At 54.1% G+C, this 18,694-nt stretch carries 18 protein-coding genes; 6 read left to right on the forward strand and 12 right to left on the reverse strand.

The annotated features are described in order from the left end of the window. Positions 1-142 precede the first annotated feature (142 nt). On the reverse strand, positions 143-1,363 hold the full coding sequence (locus EK369_RS11900; RefSeq protein WP_127114452.1) for an NAD(P)/FAD-dependent oxidoreductase: 1,221 nt from the start codon (positions 1,361-1,363) through the stop codon (positions 143-145). Between the two features lie 263 nt (positions 1,364-1,626). Between EK369_RS11900 and EK369_RS11905 the strand changes: the two genes are divergently transcribed. From EK369_RS11905 to EK369_RS11925, 5 genes are read left to right on the forward strand one after another with little or no spacing between them, the layout of a single operon-like run. Further along, positions 1,627-1,947, forward strand: a complete 321-nt coding sequence (locus tag EK369_RS11905) for an SCP2 sterol-binding domain-containing protein (RefSeq protein ID WP_164726972.1) — start codon at positions 1,627-1,629, stop codon at positions 1,945-1,947. 38 nt (positions 1,948-1,985) lie between these two features. Beyond that, entirely contained in the window at positions 1,986-2,678 is a 693-nt protein-coding gene (locus tag EK369_RS11910; protein ID WP_127114454.1) for a cupin domain-containing protein, read from the forward strand. 20 nt (positions 2,679-2,698) lie between these two features. Beyond that, entirely contained in the window at positions 2,699-3,268 is a 570-nt protein-coding gene (locus EK369_RS11915) for a cupin domain-containing protein (RefSeq protein ID WP_127114455.1), read from the forward strand. Positions 3,269-3,320: 52 nt separating this feature from the next. Continuing rightward, complete coding sequence (locus tag EK369_RS11920) at positions 3,321-4,124, forward strand: IclR family transcriptional regulator (protein ID WP_127114456.1); 804 nt, start codon at positions 3,321-3,323, stop codon at positions 4,122-4,124. A 22-nt stretch (positions 4,125-4,146) separates the two neighbouring features. Continuing rightward, positions 4,147-4,617: a flavodoxin domain-containing protein gene (locus tag EK369_RS11925; RefSeq protein WP_164726973.1), complete on the forward strand. Its 471-nt coding sequence runs from the start codon at positions 4,147-4,149 to the stop codon at positions 4,615-4,617. Positions 4,618-5,231: 614 nt separating this feature from the next. Here the strand turns inward: EK369_RS11925 and EK369_RS11930 are convergent. The 11 genes from EK369_RS11930 to mhpA all read right to left on the reverse strand — a co-directional run bounded on the left by EK369_RS11930 (position 5,232) and on the right by mhpA (position 17,596). Then, positions 5,232-7,130 (reverse strand): TRAP transporter permease, encoded by a 1,899-nt coding sequence (locus EK369_RS11930; RefSeq protein WP_127114458.1) that lies wholly within the window; start codon positions 7,128-7,130, stop codon positions 5,232-5,234. A gap of 23 nt (positions 7,131-7,153) precedes the next feature. After that, the gene (locus EK369_RS11935) at positions 7,154-8,212 is read right to left on the reverse strand and encodes a TAXI family TRAP transporter solute-binding subunit (RefSeq protein WP_127114459.1); all 1,059 of its coding nucleotides are present in this window, start codon (positions 8,210-8,212) and stop codon (positions 7,154-7,156) included. Positions 8,213-8,426: 214 nt separating this feature from the next. Continuing rightward, positions 8,427-9,266 carry a 3-oxoadipate:acetyl-CoA acetyltransferase gene (locus tag EK369_RS11940; RefSeq protein ID WP_127114460.1) on the reverse strand — a complete coding sequence of 280 codons (840 nt, stop codon included), beginning with the start codon at positions 9,264-9,266 and terminating at the stop codon, positions 8,427-8,429. A gap of 4 nt (positions 9,267-9,270) precedes the next feature. Beyond that, a complete protein-coding gene (locus tag EK369_RS11945) occupies positions 9,271-10,146 on the reverse strand; it encodes a dioxygenase family protein (RefSeq protein ID WP_127114461.1) in 876 nt (291 codons plus the stop codon). Positions 10,147-10,171: 25 nt separating this feature from the next. Then, a complete protein-coding gene (locus EK369_RS11950) occupies positions 10,172-11,167 on the reverse strand; it encodes a branched-chain amino acid ABC transporter permease (RefSeq protein WP_206198081.1) in 996 nt (331 codons plus the stop codon). A gap of 49 nt (positions 11,168-11,216) precedes the next feature. Beyond that, positions 11,217-12,080, reverse strand: a complete 864-nt coding sequence (locus EK369_RS11955) for a branched-chain amino acid ABC transporter permease (protein WP_127114463.1) — start codon at positions 12,078-12,080, stop codon at positions 11,217-11,219. Then, positions 12,077-12,787: an ABC transporter ATP-binding protein gene (locus EK369_RS11960; protein WP_127114464.1), complete on the reverse strand. Its 711-nt coding sequence runs from the start codon at positions 12,785-12,787 to the stop codon at positions 12,077-12,079. Before EK369_RS11960 ends, EK369_RS11955 begins: the two co-directional genes overlap by 4 nt. Beyond that, positions 12,787-13,506, reverse strand: coding sequence for an ABC transporter ATP-binding protein (locus tag EK369_RS11965; RefSeq protein WP_127114465.1), 720 nt, complete (start codon positions 13,504-13,506; stop codon positions 12,787-12,789). Before EK369_RS11965 ends, EK369_RS11960 begins: the two co-directional genes overlap by 1 nt. Before the next feature lie 61 nt (positions 13,507-13,567). Continuing rightward, positions 13,568-14,833: an ABC transporter substrate-binding protein gene (locus EK369_RS11970; RefSeq protein WP_127114466.1), complete on the reverse strand. Its 1,266-nt coding sequence runs from the start codon at positions 14,831-14,833 to the stop codon at positions 13,568-13,570. Positions 14,834-14,879: 46 nt separating this feature from the next. After that, a complete protein-coding gene (locus tag EK369_RS11975; RefSeq protein WP_127114467.1) occupies positions 14,880-15,938 on the reverse strand; it encodes a maleylacetate reductase in 1,059 nt (352 codons plus the stop codon). Positions 15,939-15,949: 11 nt separating this feature from the next. After that, a complete protein-coding gene (gene mhpA, locus EK369_RS11980) occupies positions 15,950-17,596 on the reverse strand; it encodes a bifunctional 3-(3-hydroxy-phenyl)propionate/3-hydroxycinnamic acid hydroxylase MhpA (protein ID WP_127114468.1) in 1,647 nt (548 codons plus the stop codon). 330 nt (positions 17,597-17,926) lie between these two features. On the opposite strand from mhpA, the gene EK369_RS11985 reads away from it, so the two are divergent. Further along, positions 17,927-18,565, forward strand: coding sequence for a TetR/AcrR family transcriptional regulator (locus EK369_RS11985; protein ID WP_127114469.1), 639 nt, complete (start codon positions 17,927-17,929; stop codon positions 18,563-18,565). Positions 18,566-18,694 lie beyond the last annotated feature (129 nt).

Genomic DNA, 18,694 nt, shown 5'->3' on the forward strand with positions numbered 1-18,694 from the left:
AGCCTTGCCTATTCAGCCATACACGCGTGTAGCTGCGATGCAGGCCGCGGTGGTCAGAAGCGCCGAACGGCTCTCATGGAACAGCTCCGCAATTTACAGCGTCAGCCGCAGGCACGACCACTTTGCAAGACGCAAAGCGCATTTAACGGCGTGCTGATTTCATAATCTTTCGAAGAGGAACCGCCTCATCACTGAAACTGGCTTCGTCACCGTGAAAACTCGGATCCGCTATCATTCTACGCAGCAGTGGCATATCACGCGCCTGGTTTATCGTAACAGCCCCTCGAATTTTGTTTTCGGTTAGCTGAACGAGGGTAAGTCCACCTTCCTCGCCCGCGCGTTCAACGCAGGCTTGCTCCGGGTCTAAGAGACCAAGGATCTGAATATTCAAATCACCCTGATCCGACCAGAACCAAGGAATTGTTGAAACTTCGGTCATTTCCCCAGCCGCTGACTTGCCGACGGCATCGCCCTGGATATTGGCATTTTCCCAAGATTCCAAACGCATGTGACGATTGTAGGCAGGGTTCATCTGGTTCACCACGTCACCAATGGCAAAAATATTTGGATCGGACGTCCGCCCATAGCTATCTGTTTTGATGCCATTCTCGACCTCCAACCCAGCTGACTCTGCCAATGTAGTTTCGGGATCAACCCCAATTCCCGCCAGAATCATGTCGATCGGCAGCGACGTCCCGTCAGACAATTGCAGATTGCCGCCGACCATTGCCTTGGCTTGTACACCAAACAGAAAATGGACCCCATTTTCGGTGTGATAGTTTTGTACAAACGCGCTGACCGTTGGTGACCCGATCCTGGGCAACAAAGTTTCACCCGCCTCAATGATCGTCACGTGGCACCCGAGCTTTTGCGCGGTTGCCGCGACCTCAAGGCCAATGAACCCTCCACCAATGACGGCGAGTTTTTTGCCCTTGGTCAGCTGGCCGCGCAATTTGGTGCAGTCGTCCATGCTGCGCAGATAGTGAACATTGCCCTCATCCGCACCTTCCAACGAAATACGCCTTAGTCGGCTGCCCGTTGCAAGAATCAACCTGTCATAGGTCATGCTGGTGCCATCGCCGAACAGAACTATTTGGGCGGCCGGGTCGATACCGGTCGCTGTTAGGCCGAGGTGCAGGTTGATGTCCTGAGATTCGGCCGTGACTTCGTCAAGAACACAGGGAAGCTTGGTCTCCCCATCCAGCAACATCGCTTTGGAGAGAATTGGGCGCTCATAGGGTGCGCAAAACTCATTGGAGATCAGAGAGATTTCGGCAGATTCATCTGCTACACGCGCGGCCAAAGCCGCGCGGCCTCCTGCTTGTCCACCTCCAACAATCACGATTTTTCGTTTCTGTGGCAAAACTCCACCCCTTCGTTCATCAGCCGGGACACAACGACCCCTTGCAGTAGTTAGAAACTCCGCCCAGCGCAGGCAGGCACCAAGGAGCCAACACGCTTACGGAACGTATCTTTCAGCATCATATGTCATCATTTTTCGCTTTTAACAACAAATTTCACCGCAGCAATTGACTCTTTTCCCAATATATGCGATTTTTGCTTCAACAAGACGGTCTCACAGATCGCCTCAAACTCACAACATCGCTCTATGGGAGGAAAGACCAGATGACAAAACCGACGCTAGACGAAATGACACAGGAAATGCGCAAACGTGTTGGCGAAGACAGCGGCTTTGGCCACACCGTCAAGTTCAACTTCGGTGACGAAGGTGTTATCTATATCGACGCCAAGAATGTTCCTCATGTTGTTTCCAACGAAGACAATGACGCTGAAACAGTCGTGAACATCAAGTTCGGTGACTTCTGCAAGATCTCTGACGGCAGCAAGGACCCAACCGAAGCATTTATGGCTGGCCGGATGACCATCGACGGTAACGTTGATGCAGGCTGGAAGCTCGGTTCAATCATTGGGCCCGACCGGGCTTAATCGGACATTATTTGAAACTCGAAATGGGACGTTAGCCAATGAGCACAGACAGCACCCAGCTGACAATTGCGCCACCCGATCCAGACCGCCCACCTTTGGCGGCAAATGCATTCCATGCAGCACGGACGGCCAACACGACACTCACCACACCGTTTCCTTACGTGACAGACGAATGTCTTGTTCCCGGCATTGCTCTGTTCCAGGGCGACTTGGGAGAGGCGGGCATGGGTCACTTTCACCACACCAACTCTGTTGATGAAACTTTTCTTTGCCTGGCGTCCAAAGGATCGGCGGTTAGAACGGGCACACTCATGGTTGGTCCACGCAGCCACCACGTGGGATCGTTCTTCGAAAACGAAAGAGACCCGGAAAATGTGTTGCTCATGATTATCGTGCAGCGACAATCCGCAGAGGGCGTGCGGCAGCATGAAGGCCTGACATTCCATTGTCACAAGTGTCAGAATGTAATGCTGGACCACGAATTTGATGTTGTGAACTACAACGAAATCCGCGGCCCTGTTCCTGGCTATTATGCTCCGTTGGAAACGCTTCTGAAAAGCTACGAATTCGGCCAAGAATACAACGAAAACCCCGAGATCCGGAAGTGCTCGGAATGCGGTCATGAACATGACCTGTTCCCGATGAACGTTTGGGGCTGGACTAACTACCACACCAACTACGAAGCAAGTGAGCATTGCCGTGATTTGCTCATCGAAGCTACGTCCGCTTGATTTAGCGAGGAGATAGAAAGATGCCACGTAGGCGATTTCACCAGACTTACCAACTCGCTCAGCAGATCGGCTGCTTTGACGAGTACCCAGCAATCTCGGAGGGTGTGGACCCTCAAGCCAACATCAGCCGCAGCGATCGCATTCAGCCTTTTCACCTGATCTGTGAAAAGGATACGATGATCGTGTTGATGTCCGGCGCCGCCAAAGTTGAGTTCCGTGATAGCAGCGTGAACTACATCAATGGCACACCGGGCGAAATGATCTATGTACCCGCACGCACGCCACACCGTGTGGTGCCTTCGGAAGAGACCATTCAGTACCGCTACAAGGCTGAACACGCCGGCCTTGAGGCTGTTGCTTGGTACTGCGAAAAATGCTCGTCTGAGGTGGCTCGGGTCACGTGGGACACCGCTGAGGAACTCCCTCAACAGGCCTACTTGCGGTCGACTGAAGCCTTCAACAGTGACGCAGAAATGCGCACCTGTAGCAATTGTGGAGAGATTCATCCGCCTGTAGATACAACGGGCAATAGGTGGCAGGAAATTGTAGATGAGCTGACGTCTGAAACAGATGATGACGACGACTGGTAGGTCGTGCTGCATTTAACTAATATTGGCCAACGAATTACTGGAGAAAAGCTTGATGACAACTGCAGATAAACTCTTGTCCGTCATGAAGCTTTTCACCATTGAGGAACCTGAGTGGACAGTTGAAGAAGCAACGAAACGCCTTTCACTGTCTAGCAGCTCAACGTACCGCTATTTCAACAGCCTCAGCGCGTTTGGTTTGGTCGAAGCTCTGAACCCAGGAGTTTACACTCTTGGGCCAGCGATTATCGAGTTCGACAGAATGATCAGGCGCCAAGATCAATTGGTGAAAACTGCGACACCGGTCATGCGACGGTTGGTCGACCTGACCGATGACAGCGGTTCAACCTTGTTGTGTCGAAAATTTCGCCACCAGGTCATGTGCGTTCATAGTGAAGGTTTTGTTGATCCGGAAAAGGTGCTCTCCTACGAACGGGGGCGACCATTGGGCCTGTTTCTTGGAGCCGCCTCTCGTGTGGTCCTTGCATACATTCCCACGCGCAACCTCAAGGTGATTTTTGCCGATCATGAGGCAGAAATCGAAGCCGCAGGTCTTGGGGCCTCTTGGGAAGAGTTCCGGCGCAATATGAAACAGATCCGCAACGACTCTCTTGTTGTTGCCTATGGCCAATTGGACCTGGGAAAAGTCGGAATCGCGGCGCCAATATTCGCAGCCAACAAATCGGTAATTGGCAGCATAACGCTTGTTCTGAACGAACATGAAGTGAATTCACAGATGGTCGAACGGCTATCGATTTATGTCCAGGCCGCCGCCCAGGAAGTTACCTTGGGCCTCTCAGCAGCCTTCAATGAAAAACGTCCCGGTTCGGCCGGTTCTGACAGTGCAAAACCCGAGTAACGGGGTTTGCGAAAGGGAAAAAATGAGCAATCAACAAATTGTTGTTCTTGTTGCGTCGATGAGCGGCGTGGCTGAAATGGTCGCTGACGAAGTTGCCGACAAGCTTTTAGAGGCCGGCCACCAGGCTCGTGTCGTTCGCATGGAAAAGGCATCGCAAAAGATGTTGGATGCACGCGATACCTATGTGATCTGCAGCTCGACTTACGGAACAGGCGAAGTGCCCGACAATGGCAAAGCGTTTTATGAACTCCTTACAAAGGATCGACCTGATTTGTCATCCGTGCGTTACGGCGTTATCGCATTGGGCAGCATGGACTATCCGCAAACCTTTTGCGGCGGAGGCAAGGCCTTTGATGCAATCTTTGCAGAACTGGGCGCGAAGCGTCTGGTGGATCGCATGGAACATGACGCGAAGTCCGGTGTTTACCCGGAAGACGCAGCGCTGGAATGGATTGACGGCTGGATTGAAGCGCTGACCAAAGAACCGGCGTGATTACCGTCACTTCTCGCCTGACGTGACGCGATGCCACCCGTAGGCACAACCGGGAAACAAAACGCTCTTGAAAAGCTCGCCGCAAGCGCCAGCTTTCCAAACTCACTTTCAAAATTGTCGGATATTTTCGAGATTACACCCTGATGCCTGTGCCTGTGTGGGGTTATGTTCCGTTGAGTTTTGGTTCCCATTGCGAAAGAATCGGCGGCGACGGCAAAAAGACATGCTGTCCCGCCCCAACACGACAATCGTATCTCTATCTTGCTGATGATCACCTGATCTTTCAACAACATCAGGATACGCTCTTCCGCATAGTCGGCACCCTTTAGGTCTGCCCCCTCTTCTGTCCGGTCAGCAGGCGTACCATCAATTGACAGACAATCATAATTGACACCTCAACTGCGAAAAAACAAATCCTTCGACGGCCTTACCCGCCAAGAAGTGGAAAGAGTGGATGGACACCTATTCTAGTGCCCTCTTCCCCCACAGCGGCTGCCATCAAAGCGTGATCGCCCGCATGCCCCTCAGTCCAAATCTTTCACCGAAATCGGTGTTGCAGTCCACTGTTCCGGCCAGCATCGCAAGCTCGGGAGTCTCTGACAAACTTGACGCAATTAGGCGGTTCTGAACCGACCTCTGGCAATCATCAGGAATGCTCCGAGCACGCATAAGCCACCGATGTCGGTCCAGATCCCTGAAGCATGCAAATCGGCAGGTAAAAGGCACAGTATCCCGCCTACCACCAGGATTCCCCGGGCTGCCATCCCTCTCGGGCAAAGAAAATACCCGACAAAGCTGGCGGTGACCATGTAGATTCCGACCAGCGCCGTTGCAACCGACCAGAGCGCCAGCATCAGGTCTCCTTCCAGGATCAAACCTGGTGCATACAGGAAAAGGAAAGGCACGAGATAAGCTGGCCAAGCCAATTTCATTGCCTCTTTGCTCGTCTCCCAGGCGGAAGAGTGTGCAATGTTTGCTGCTGCAAAAGATGCCAGAGCAACAGGTGGAGTGATCATGGACATCAGACCAAAGTAGAACACAAAAAGATGCGCCGAAATCACTGGAACGCCGAATTCGATCAACGCGGGAGCGACCAGCGTTGCCAGCAGAATGTACACACCCACCGTTGGCATACCCATGCCAAGCACAATTGAGATTAATGCGGTGATAATGGCAAGCAGCAGCAAGCTGCCTCCGCTCGCGGTCACAATGTGCAAAGTCAGGTTAAAAGCGAGACCAGAAATGTTCAAAATGCCGATAATCAAACCGGCTGCGGCACAGACGATTATCAACCCGATTGCAGACCGACCAGTCGACGCGATGGCCCTACAGATCTGCGTAAAGGTGATGCGCTTGCCCTTGTAGCCAAACACAAGGCTGCCAGCCAGAAGAACCAGAATAGACAGGATCGCGGACCGTTCCGGGCGCATGTGCATCGCAAACAGTGTGTAAATCAGAACCGCAAAAGGCAGGATAAAGTGCCATCCCTGCTTTAAAGCTTCGCGGCCGCTGGGGATGTCCGCTTCATCAACTTGCGCAACTCCACGCTTGGCCGCGGTCAGATCAACATTAATGAAAATAGCGCAGTAGTACAGCAATGCAGATGGCAATGCTGCAAGCATTACAGTCGAGTAATCCACGCCGATGAAATCGGCCATTATAAACGCCGCGGCCCCCATAACCGGTGGAACCAATTGGCCTCCGGTGGAAGCAACCGCTTCAACCGCACCTGCATATCTGCTTTGGAAGCCGGCATTCTTCATCATAGGGATCGTGACAACGCCGGTTCCCACCACATTTCCAACCGCTGACCCAGAGATTGATCCAAACAGCGCAGAGGCGGCAACGGCAACCTTGGCAGGGCCACCCCGGAAACGTCCCATCCCCGACAGCGCAAGGTCATTGAAAAACTCCGCCGCACCGCAACTGGTGAGAAACTGGCCAAAGAGCAAGTAGGGAACCACGATGACCACAGCGACCTTCAAAGCCGTGCCCAGTATGCCGTTGGCATCCAGGCTTAAGTAAATCACCAATTCGTCCCAATAGGTTTGCCGGCTCTGGAGGTCACCGGGGAGCAGATGCCCCCAGAGCCCGTAGGCTATAAAAACCAGCGCTACGATAAGAATTCCTGTTCCCGCCGCGCGACGCAGAAGCAGCAACAATCCACCAAGCAGGACAAAGCAGATCGCAACCAGAGATGGCGGGGTAAACGGAGCATCCATGGATAGTTGAACAAAGCTCACTGCAACAAAGGCACCTGTCACAAGCACAATCGCTGCAAATAAAGCGGTGATGCCCCGCACAAAAGAGTTTTTCGTCGTTTCCGCAAAACTCAGAAACCCTGAAGCAACGGCAAGAGCGAAGGACGCGACCAGGAGCTGCGCATCATAGACAGGCACGCCGACATAACGATGTAGATCGGCCGCATAAATGGCTGAGAGGGCTACAATGAGCCCTCTCAGAACTTGGTTTACCAGTTCCACACGTGAGGTGGTGTTTGATGTCGCGCTCATCACTCTTCTCTATTCAGCAAAGTCTACTGCGAAACACCGTTCTGCTGATAGTAAGCCGCCGCAGCCGGATGATAGACGAGGTCCCCCATGTCGGGCGCCATTTTTGCGGGATCGAAACGGGCAAAAGTCTTAAAGATGGCGCGAACTTTTTCCGGGTTCTGATGGATGTATTCGACAATCGGAGCGATCGTGTCGTCCGACACATGAGCGCCAGCCAAAAGAACGTAATCATAGAACATCATGTTCGTATCGACCTCGACACCAGGGGCAGACCCGGCAGGAACTGTATCGATGTAAGCGGTTGGCACGAAGGTTCGCACCCCCGCAAGCGCTTCTGGGGTATCTTCCAGGCCAAGCCAGCGAACGCCAATAGCTGCGTCTGCCTCACGGGTCTTACCGCCTGCCAGAGCGAAGAAGGCGACCTCTGCCGTGCCTGAAATCAGGTCATCGACGCCGTTGGGGACCGAAGGTACGTTGTCCAGCTTCATCTCATCGATGCTCAAACCACCACCGGCAAGAATCGCATCGACTTGTGGTCGGAGCGTAGGCTGCGCGGTGTATCCGTAGGTGATTGTCTTACCCTTGGAGTCCGACACCATCGTCATGTCGCTGGCCTTGTTGACCATGAATCCATAGGCAGAACCACCCATCGCGGCGACGATTCGCAAGTTGCCAAGCTGTCGTCCTTCGAACGCACCGGTTCCACCGGCAGCAGCTGAAAAGTCTGGGCTAGGCGCAAGCAACAAGTCCAGGCGAGCGTTGTCGACAAGAGGCATTGTTTGTCCGGAGCCACCAAAAGACTGGACACGAACGTCATACCCCAGCTCGTCAACCAGAAGCTTTGCGAAGCCGGCATTGGCCGCATAGTTCTGCGAGCCTTGCTTACTGGCACCGATACCAAGGCTTTGTGAACTTGCCGCCGTCCCGAACGACATGGCTGCCAATACGATTGAGGCTACCCAATTGGATTTGCTGAACATTAAGATCTCTCCCTTTCTAAGTTGGCTTGGTTCTTCCTGGCAAAAAGCGCGCGTTTGAGAGCGTTTTAAGTTTGCCGAAATAATTTCGGCGTGATGAGCCAACCGCTATGGTGGGAACGATCATTAGCAGAATTTCCATACAACAATAATACAATACACCGCCTCAAACATACATGATTGGGTATCTGTTTGTCGTCGTGAGGCGGACCAGTACGTGTTGCCTATTCTTCCAGATCCAGCTCAATCTTATGGACAAAGGTCGGCTTCGGACATCTGAGAAGTTGGTGGCCAACGCACGCGCCGGCCACCCAACGGATCAACCAACCACCTGCTTGAGACCAAGAAGCGACCGCGCCTCTGCCCAAGTCGCCACCGAGCGCTCATGGCGGTGGCATATCTCCACCGTACGGGCAACCAGCGCAGCGTTTGAAGGCGCAAGGGTTTCACGGTCAAGCCGGACATTGTCCTCAAGTCCTGTTCGCGCGTGCCCACCAGCTGCGACGGACCATTCATTCAGTTCTAGTTGGTGACGCCCGATCCCTGCCGCACACCATTCTGCCTCGGGCGCCAGCCGCTCCATGGTGCTCACATAATAGTCAAACACATTCCTGTCGGCAGGCATTGAGTTCCGCACCCCCATGACGAATTGGACATACAGTTTCCCGGGCAATTTTCCGGCCTTGCTCATCCCAACAGCCTGGTGAATGTGGCTGAGGTCAAAGGCCTCAATTTCCGCCATCACAGCGTGTTCCGTCATCTGGGCAGCCAGCCAATCGACAAGATCTGGAGGGTTGTCGTAGGTGCGTGTTGGAAAGTTGGTTGACCCAACCGACAAAGACGCCATGTCCGGCCGAAGCGTCAAGCTGCCCCCCCGTTCATGCCCAGCACCGGAGCGGCCACCGGTTGAAAACTGAACAATCATACCAGGACAGTGCTGGTTCAACCCCTCCAACAATCGACCGAACCTTTCAGGATCCGACGTTGGGCTGCCATCGTCATTCCGGACATGACAATGCGCGATGGTCGCACCCGTTTCAAAAGCCTCCTGAGTGCTTTCGATCTGCTCCGACACCGTGATCGGCACAGCCGGGTTGTCAGACTTCTGCGGCAGCGATCCTGTTATCGCCACGCAAATGATACAAGGCTTTTGTGTCATTTCCTTATGATCCCGTTTTCTCTGGAACCATTACGAAGTCGAAAGGCGAACGCCACATCGTGTCCCCTTCTGTGTTTTCAACAAACGGAGCAACAAGCGACGCTTTGACACCGAACACGGCGTCAGACTTGAGGTATTCATCTTCGCCAACAAAGGTGTGGGTTACGATTTTTTGAAATCCAGGTGCCGTGACCATGTAGTGCATATGCGCGGGGCGATACGGGTGACGGTCCAGTTTGATCAGCAGCTTGCCGACCGGCCCATCATGAGGAATGGGATAGGACACCGGCTTGCTTCCTTTGAAAGAATACTTGCCGTCGGAGCCAGTGGTGAAGACCCCCCGATTGTTCCATTTTGGCTGGATACCGGGCTGCTGCACATCGTAATAGCCGTCTTCGTTGTCACACCAGACGTCAACCCGAGCCCCCTCGACCGGGTTTCCTTCAAGATCCAGTACTCGGCCCTCGAACAGGCAGGATTGGCCTTTCCCATCCAATGAAATATTCGCTCCCATCTCATATTCAGGAGCATTCTCGACGTGGAACGGACCAAACACCGTGTTCTCGGTCGCGCCTTCGGGGCGGCGATTGTTGATCGCATCCGTCAGCATCGAGAACCCCATGACATCACTCAGAAGGATAAACTCCTGCCGGTTCTCGTCACAGATTTGTCCGGTTGCGGTCAGGAAATCAATCGCAAGGTCCCATTCATCTTGGCGCAGTTCAATTTCCTTGGCAAAGGCGTGTAGGTGCTTGACGAGAGCCCCCCAGACCTGGACCAAGCGGTCATCGGCATTCGAGCCATTGCGCCCAAGCACGGCCTCGACGGACGACTCTTCGGTGAAGTAGTCAATTTTTGAAAGATCAACCAGATTGGACATGGGTATACCTCTATTTGTATGTGTGTCAGCGCGCTTGGTTTTCGGTGGGAGGCAGCTGTCGTAGTGACAAAAGCTCAATCCCGGTTTTCTCAGTGAACAACCCCCACAACCCGCGTCTTGCAAACAGCATCACAGCGATCCCGAGGCAGCCCAAAACGATCAGATACACAGTGCCGTAGTCTGCGAGCGTCCTTTGCAGGAAGTAGAACACGATCACGCCGATTATAGGTCCAGGCAACGTGCCGATCCCGCCAATCACCGTGATGAAAATGACAAAGGCCGTCCAATCCAGCACCGAGAAGGCCGCCTCGGGTGTGACCCGGGTAATCTGGATGAACAAAAGTGCGCCGCAAAGGCCGGTACCAAAGGCTGTCAGCATGAACACCCAGGCTTTCAGGCGGGTCGGATTTACTCCCACTGACCGAGCGGCCTCTTCGTTGTCGCGTAACGCCTGCAACCCAAGACCCATCCGCGACTTCAGAAAAAGATAGGCCGCAATCAGCGTTGCAAGCGCCAGGATCAGAGCAAGCCAATAGGTCAAGGCATCAGAGGCCGCAGACGAGCTACCACCCAGCCAGCTTTTTATCTCCGGCACACCGAACATGGTCTTGGTTGTGCCTTTGGGCAACGAAGTGCCGGTTCCCCCGCCAAGAGCTTTCCATTGCGCAAAACAAAGGCGTGTTATCTCTGCGACGACCCACGTCCCAATGGCGAAGTAGGCACCTGCCAGCCGAAATGAAAAGAACGCCATCGGAATGGCCAAAAGCATGGCTGCCACACCTCCGACGGCGATGCCGACGAGCGGATCCATCCCGAGCAGGATGACACAAGCAAACATTGCGTAGGCGCCGACGCCAACAAAGGCTTGTTGCCCAACGGACACCAGCCCGGCAAACCCAGCCAGCAAATTCCAGTTCTGCGCAAGGATCAAAAGCGTCAACACGCCAAACAGATCCTGTACCAGTGCCCGCGAACCAATGACAGGTACGAGAAACAGAAGTACGACACCTGCAAGACCCATGAGTTGAATGAGGCGGGTGATTTTCCTTGGATCGGACACAGCGAAAACCTCAGTCTTTAGAGCGTGGGAACAGTCCGCGCGGGCGGACAAGAAGGACAACGACAAAAGCGACATGACCCGACAAGATTTGCCATTCGGGATTGATGGCGGCACCCAGGGCCTGCGACACACCGATGATCACGCCACCTGCCAGCGTTCCCCAAAGTGAGCCGAGGCCACCAATGATAACGGCTTCAAAAGCATAGAGCAGACGGGCAGGTCCGATACTTGGGTCAAAGTTTGCGCGAATGCCAAGATACAAAGCTGCAATCGTGGCAACCACCATCGCAATCCCTGTAGCGATCGCGAAGACATTGTTGGGGCGAATTCCCATCAGGCCAACAGCTTCGCGGTCATCAGACGTAGCCCGGAACGCCCGCCCGAGCTTGGTTCTATAAAATATCTGGTTGAGGGCAAAAATCACCAAGACGGCTGATACAAAGGTCAACAGCGGCATAACACCAACCGTAACCCCACCGAGCGACACCGATTCAGCCTCGATGGACCCCGCGGTCAGTTTCCGACTATCCGCCGAAAACAATTCTAACAGCCCATTCTGAATGACAACGGACAGGCCGAAGGTCACCAGAAGAGGTGGTAAAATATCGTCCCCTAAAACGCGATTCAACAAATAGGTCTGAAGCACCCAGCCAACCGCAAACATAACGGGAATTGCAATGACCGCGGCAACAAACGGGTTGAGGTTTAGCGCAGTTGCAACAGAGAGAATAACGAAGGCCGCCAAGACAATTAGGTCGCCATGTGCCAAGTTTACCAAGCGCATCACGCCGAACACCAAACTCAGCCCTGCAGCAAACAGCGCGTATAGACCGCCAAGCAAAACACCTTGGACAAGAGTGTCGATCCAGATCATGAAGCTACCCCGAAGTACGCGTTGTGAATGTCTTCCCGAGACAACTCGTCCGGTCGACCCTGCAAAGTGACCCGACCTTCCATCATGCAGTAAACGCGGTCGGCGATTTTCATTGCCTGACCGATATCCTGTTCAACAACCACGACCGAGGCTCCTCGTTCTTTAATCTTTGGAAAGGACGCATAGATTTCTTTGATCACGACAGGCGCCAGTCCAAGGCTCAGCTCGTCGCACAAGAGAACGTCAGGATTTGACATCAACGCACGGCCAATTGCGACCATCTGTTGCTGGCCGCCCGACAATGCCGTGCCGGGATGATCGCGGCGTTCCTTTAGGATCGGGACGATTTCATAAACCGTTTCCAAGTTCCAGACTCCGTTTCCGGTTCTTGTATGCCCACCGATCAAGAGGTTTTCTTCAACGGACAACGAAGGGAAGAGCCTGCGGCCTTCCGGGACCATTGATATGCCCCGCTCCAGAACTTCGGGGGCCGAGAGGGCACCAATGCCCTCACCTCTGAGAGTGATCGCATCCGGTGCATTTTGCAAAAGCCCGGTAATCGCTCGCATGAGGGTTGATTTTCCGGCACCGTTTGCACCAATGATGGCAATTGTTTCGCCCTGTCGAACGTCGATATCGACACCAAACAGGGCCTGGAAATCACCGTAATGGGCCGTGAGTCCGTGAGTGGATAAAATTGGCTCCATTATACTTCAATCCCCAGATAGATTTCCCGCACTGCGGGGGCGTTCATGACATCATCAACCCTTCCCACCATCAGTTTCCTGCCGAAATTAAGCACCATGAGGCGGTCGACGACGGAGTTGAGCGCATGCAACACATGCTCGATCCAGATAATCGACGTGCCCTGGCTGTGGATGTTCCTAATTGTCTTGATCAGGTCCACACATTCACCGTCGGTGAGTCCTCCGGCAATTTCATCCAGCAATATCAACTTGGGTGATGTTGCCATGGCGCGCGCCAACTCGAGGCGTTTTCGCTGCAACAACGATAGACCGCCAGCAAGGTCCTGTGCGCAGGAGGCCAAGCCCGTTTCGGACAAGATGGACATGCAGAAAGTTCCCGCTTCATGTCCGCGATGTTCTCCACCGAACTGTGCAGCAACCATCAAGTTTTCAAACACACTAAGGTGATTGAAGGGTTGCGGAATTTGAAAAGACCGTCCTACACCAGCATGAACGCGCTCCATCGGAGACCGCTGCGTAACGTCGACGCCCTCCAGAAGAACTTGCCCGGCGTCCGGTTTGATATTACCAGCAATCAGGTTGAACAGGGTCGACTTCCCTGCCCCGTTTGGCCCGATAATACCAAGGGCCTCTCCTGCCTCGACATCCAGAGACACGTTATCCGTTACCTTTAAGGCCCCGAACGACTTGGATACTGATTTGAGCGTCAGGATCGACATTCATAACTCCGAACAAAAAGGGGTTGGCATCGGGTCACGCTGACCCGATGCACCGGCTCATTTAGCTGAGGGTTTCGAGCGTACCGTCGAGCGGGATTTCGGGCGCGTTGCTGTTCTCAACAATTAGCAGTTCATAGTCACCGCTGTCCTTGCGGCGCCACTGACCGCCGACCAAGGGCGTTTTGGCTACATTCTTCTGGGCAAATGGTGGCAGGTTATCTTTGCCCCATCCAATATGCCCCACCACCGTATTGAGATCGGTCGACCCTACGGCCTCAGCCAACGCATCTCCATCCGTCGGATCTTCGGTGCGTTGAATTGCGTTGGCGGCAACTTCGAACAAGGCATGAGTGAAGCCCACCGGTTGCGTCCATTGGCGTTTTGCAGCGGCTTCAAAACCGGCCGCCAGATCACCACAGCTCTCTCCTGTGAGCGACGACTTGAATGGGAAAGACGGGGTCCAATAAACCTCGCAAGTCAGGTTGTTGCCGAGATCACCCAACTGTTGCACACTTTCCGGGAACAGCAGCGCCTTAGCGATTGACGCCATCTTAGGGTTGTAGCCCTGCTGCTTGGCCTGGGTCCAGAAAGTGGTAAAATCCGGCGGGATTGGAATGCCCGTGAAGATTTCGGCGTTCGCGTTTTTGTAAGCGTTGATCTGGGCGCTGAAATCGTCCGTCAAATTCTGATAGCGACCCGGATCGATCAGCTGATACCCTGCCGCCTCCGCGGCCGGAGGCATCCCTACACCACTGGCCCAGGCATTGCCGTCCCCGTCATTGGGCCACAGTGCACCCAGCACCTTGTTGCTTTCGATGCTGTTCCACATGTTAAGGAACACCGACACGTTGTCTTCCAACCCCCAGAAGAAGTGGTAGACGTAGTCGAATTCCTGCCAGCTGGAGGGGTCACCCGGATTACCCTGCTGCCCGATGAACCAAGGTTGCCATGGGGCCACGGAAGAAATCACAGGAATTTCCTCGGCTTCCGCGATTGTACAAACCGGGTTTGTCGTTTCAGGAGTGGAAGCAACGCAGATCAGATTGACCTCGTCACGGACAATCAGTTCGCGTGCAACTTCGGCGGCGCGGTTGGGATTGGACTGGCTGTCTTTGACAATCACCTCCACGTTCAACCCGCTGGCCGCGCTGGTTTTGACGAATTGTTCAATGACATAGTTGTCAGCCTCGGAAAAGGCGCTCAACGGACCGGACTGAGGGCTCACATAGCCAATCTTGATTTTGGCGTTTTTGGCCAAGGCTGGCATGGCCAAGGCCGTGACCCCAGCGGCCGCGCCTGTTTTCAGAAGTGTGCGTCGTGTCAGCATGTTGGTTTCCTCCCTGATGCATTTTGACGTTGTGTCTGTTTGGCTGCTATTCTGGCCTGCGGCCCTCAAAGGCCCGCTGCAGCAGCTCTCTTATTGCTTGGTGTTCGATCGGGCGCGGGTTCCAGTAAGGGTTCTGGGTCGCGATATCGGCCGCCCGGTCCAGATCGCTCTCGTTGACTTGAAGGTCGCGCAGCGCAAGCGGAGCATTCAACGACTTAGCAAAGTCCCACAAACCACCGCCAATGGACCCGCCGAACAATTCGGCCAAGGGCGCCATTTCCTTTGCTGTAACTGGTGCGTTGTACGCCGCGGAATGCGGCAGCATGATCGCGTGGGTATCCGCGTGAGGCAGATCGAAAGTTCCACCCAGCGTGTGGCAGATCTTGTGGTGCAAGGCCATGCCGACCGTGCCAAGAACAGCCCCACAGAGCCAGGCCCCGTAAAGAGCTTCGCTTCGGGCTTCGATATCGTCGGGGCGTTTAACAATGGCCGGCAGGGACTCTCGCAACGCGCGAACCCCCTCAATAGCCATCAGGGACGTCACCGGATTGCGATTTTCGGCATAGACAGCCTCGACAGCGTGCGCCATCGCGTTTAGCCCCGAAGTCACGCTCATACCAACCGGAAGCCCAACAGTGAGCTCTGGGTCATAGATCACGACTTCAGGCAAAACCTTGGCGCTACGAATTGTTGTTTTCAATCCGTTCTCGGTTTGCCCAAGGATCGGTGTCACCTCTGATCCTGCGTAGGTGGTGGCAATCACAATCTGTGGCGCGTCATTGCGATAGGCAATTGCCTTGCCAAGCCCGATCGTAGAACCGCCGCCCAAAGAGACCACGCAATCGGCTCCGGACGTTTCATACGCGACCATTGCCTCTTGCGTAACGCCCACTGGTGTGTGCATCGCGGCATTTGAAAATACACCTACAGCGTGAGAACCCAGAACTCCGGCCAACTTTTTAGCGTCTGCCGCCTGAAATGGCGTCGACAACACCAGTGCGCGACTACAGCCGAGCCCGCTGATTTCCGCCGCGACATTCGCCGAGACACCCCGCCCGAAAACGATCCGGGCTGGATTTGCGTTGTAAGTGAATTCCGAGACCATTGCGCCCAACCTCACTCGGCCGCGACGGCGACTGCCGTATCAAGGTGCAGGGCGGACATAACTTTTTCAAACCGCGATTGCAGGTTCTCTGCAGTGTTCGCCGTTATGGCTACATAGAAATCAGGACGTACCAAGACATACTTGGCGTCGATGTCCTCCAGCCAAGCCTTGTAAGTGCCTTCTGTGTCAATCACTTCGGTCTGGCTGCCTGGAGCCCCAACCTGTACGCCAAAGCCGTCCAAGCTCTGGAGCTGCTCACGCTGAGCCGCAGTCAGTGCAGCCAAAGGGTCCGCTTCATAGCCAATCAGAGCCCAGCCCTGGCCGACTGCCTGATCAAAACGGTCTTTGGCGCCCTTGAACTCAACAACCCCCTGAACAGAAAGCTCCCCGGCATGAGCGCTTTCATCGCACCATGCGCCTTTGCCAAGGTGGCAGATATCTGTTGGAACAGGCTGATCGTCCCGCTCTTTCAGATCAGCAATCATGTGGGCATCGCGACTGGTCGCTTCTTGTTCGTCGCTGATGCAGATGATACTGCCCAACTCCTGGCTGAAGTTGATGTAGTGTTTGGCGTGTTCAATGCGTTCGGACGAGTAGCTCTCCAGAACTTCGACGCCTGTCTTGCCCTCGAGGATCGCATTCAACCGCCACCCCATCGCTACAGCGTCCCGCAAGCCCGCACACATGCCCTCACCGGCAAAGGGCGGCATCAGGTGCGCCGCGTCACCACCAATCATACAGCGGCCACTGTGCCACTTCTTCGCCCACCGGGCCTGGAACCGATAGACAGCGGCACGCTCCAGCTCAGAGTTTTCGGGCGTCAGCCCCCAAGGCTTTAGGAACTTCCAGGCATTTTCTTCTTTTTGGACGTCTTCTACGGATTCACCTGGAAGGACCATGAACTCCCAACGGCGGCGGTCTGGACCGCCTTCAATAGGACCCGGTCCGCCGGGAACAATCGTTGTCGGGCGCTTGGGATCACACAGTTGCCATTGTGCCGGGTCTTGCGGACGTGACGCACAGTAATCAAAGCCTGGAACCATATCCAGAATGAGCCAGTCAAAGAAGTACCCCTTGTCTTCGTTTTCGATACCAAGGCTTTCGCGCACAAAACTATTCGCCCCATCGGTTCCAGCAACGAATTTGGCGCGAATGACTTTGCGGTCACCATCGGGCCCATATTCTTCCGGGTTCTGTTTGATCGACAAGGTAACACCAGCGCTGTCTTGATCCAGCGCCACACCATCCCAACCACGCAAGACTGTTACCTCCGGGATGTCGCCAGCGATTTTCAGCAAACGCTTTTCCAGAAGAGGCTGGTTGAACCAGTAACGCACCCGCCAGCCGCTGGCCGATTGGCTTTTCCAGTCAACAATTTGCAGGTTCTGACCATCCCGGTTGCGCCAGTAGTAAAGCTCATCGTGAAAATTGATCGCTGGATCGGTTTCTGAATCGATCCCTAGCGATGCAAGAATACGGGCAATCTCGTGGTCATAAGTGACGGCACGCGGAAGACCGTAATGCGTGGTCCATCGCTCGATCAGAGTGACCTTCTTGCCTTTCTGGCCCAACAAAATGGCCAGCATAGTACCAACGGGACCAGCACCTACAATTGCTACATCAGTATCAAACTCACTGCTGTTCGCGGGATGGGTCATCTTAGTCTCCTCCTAAAACCCTGACGGTTCGGCCAGCGCCTGTGAAAAGCTCGGCGACCGGTGTGTTAACTTGACTTGACGCTAAATCGTTTTCGAACGTTCGTCAAGTTTGGCCGAAACTCAAGTGCTGTGACGCTATCTGTACCGATTGAGACCCACTTTTCCCTTTTGTTTCGAGTGGGATGCACCGTACGCTTAATCACTTTGTGTTGAGTCTCCCCTCAGATAACGAAACAGACTTAGGGGTTCCCCTTTCTTCAGCGAGATGAAAGAAGTTGTTGCCGAGTTCAAAAATGAATATGATTCGATTGCCACCAGACGGACGTCATAATGAGCAAGCCAATGCCAGTAAAAGAGGGCCGAGTTGCCAAACGTCAGCGTCGGAACCGACAGGCACTGATAGGGGCCGCCAGAGAAGTCATGTCACAGCGTGGGGTCGACGCGGCGACGATGTTGGAAATCGCTGAAAGAGCGGACGTTGGCGCGGGCACAGTTTACAGCTACTTCAAATCAAAAGATGAACTGGCAATCGCCGTGCTCGAAACGTTAATGCACGATCTGGCCCTAAGAATTGAAGAAGTCACCGATACATTTGAAGATCCCGCACAGGTCTATGCGTATGGCATTCGAATTGTGCTGGATACAGCTACAGGGGATGCACACTGGAAGCAGCTGTTGCATCGCTCGGAAGTCATTTCCGATGCGATGTTCCGAATGATGGGCCCTTTCGCAATCCGTGATTTAAGGCGCGCATCGCAGGCTGGTCGTTTTCAGGTGTCTGACGCTGAACTGGTCTGGAGATTGACCACCCATGCACTGATCGGAGCGGCCCTTGCCATTACCAACGACAATGTCCCTCCTGGAAGCAAAAACCAGATCATTACACAACTTTTGTGTATGACGGGTATCGGAAAGAACGCTGCTGTTGAGCTGGCATCTCGTCCGCGACCCGAGATTGCCAGCCAATAGCACCCTGAACCGGTTTGGTATTGACGACACAATCCATCCAGAGACGCAGTTACAGGCTCCGCTTAGCAAGAAGAACCGTTCTTTGCGCATCTGCGGCCTATTCGAGACAAGAGGCCATGATGTGTTCAC

This window comes from Shimia sediminis (assembly GCF_003990645.1).
In the GTDB taxonomy this organism is placed as follows: domain Bacteria; phylum Pseudomonadota; class Alphaproteobacteria; order Rhodobacterales; family Rhodobacteraceae; genus Shimia; species Shimia sediminis.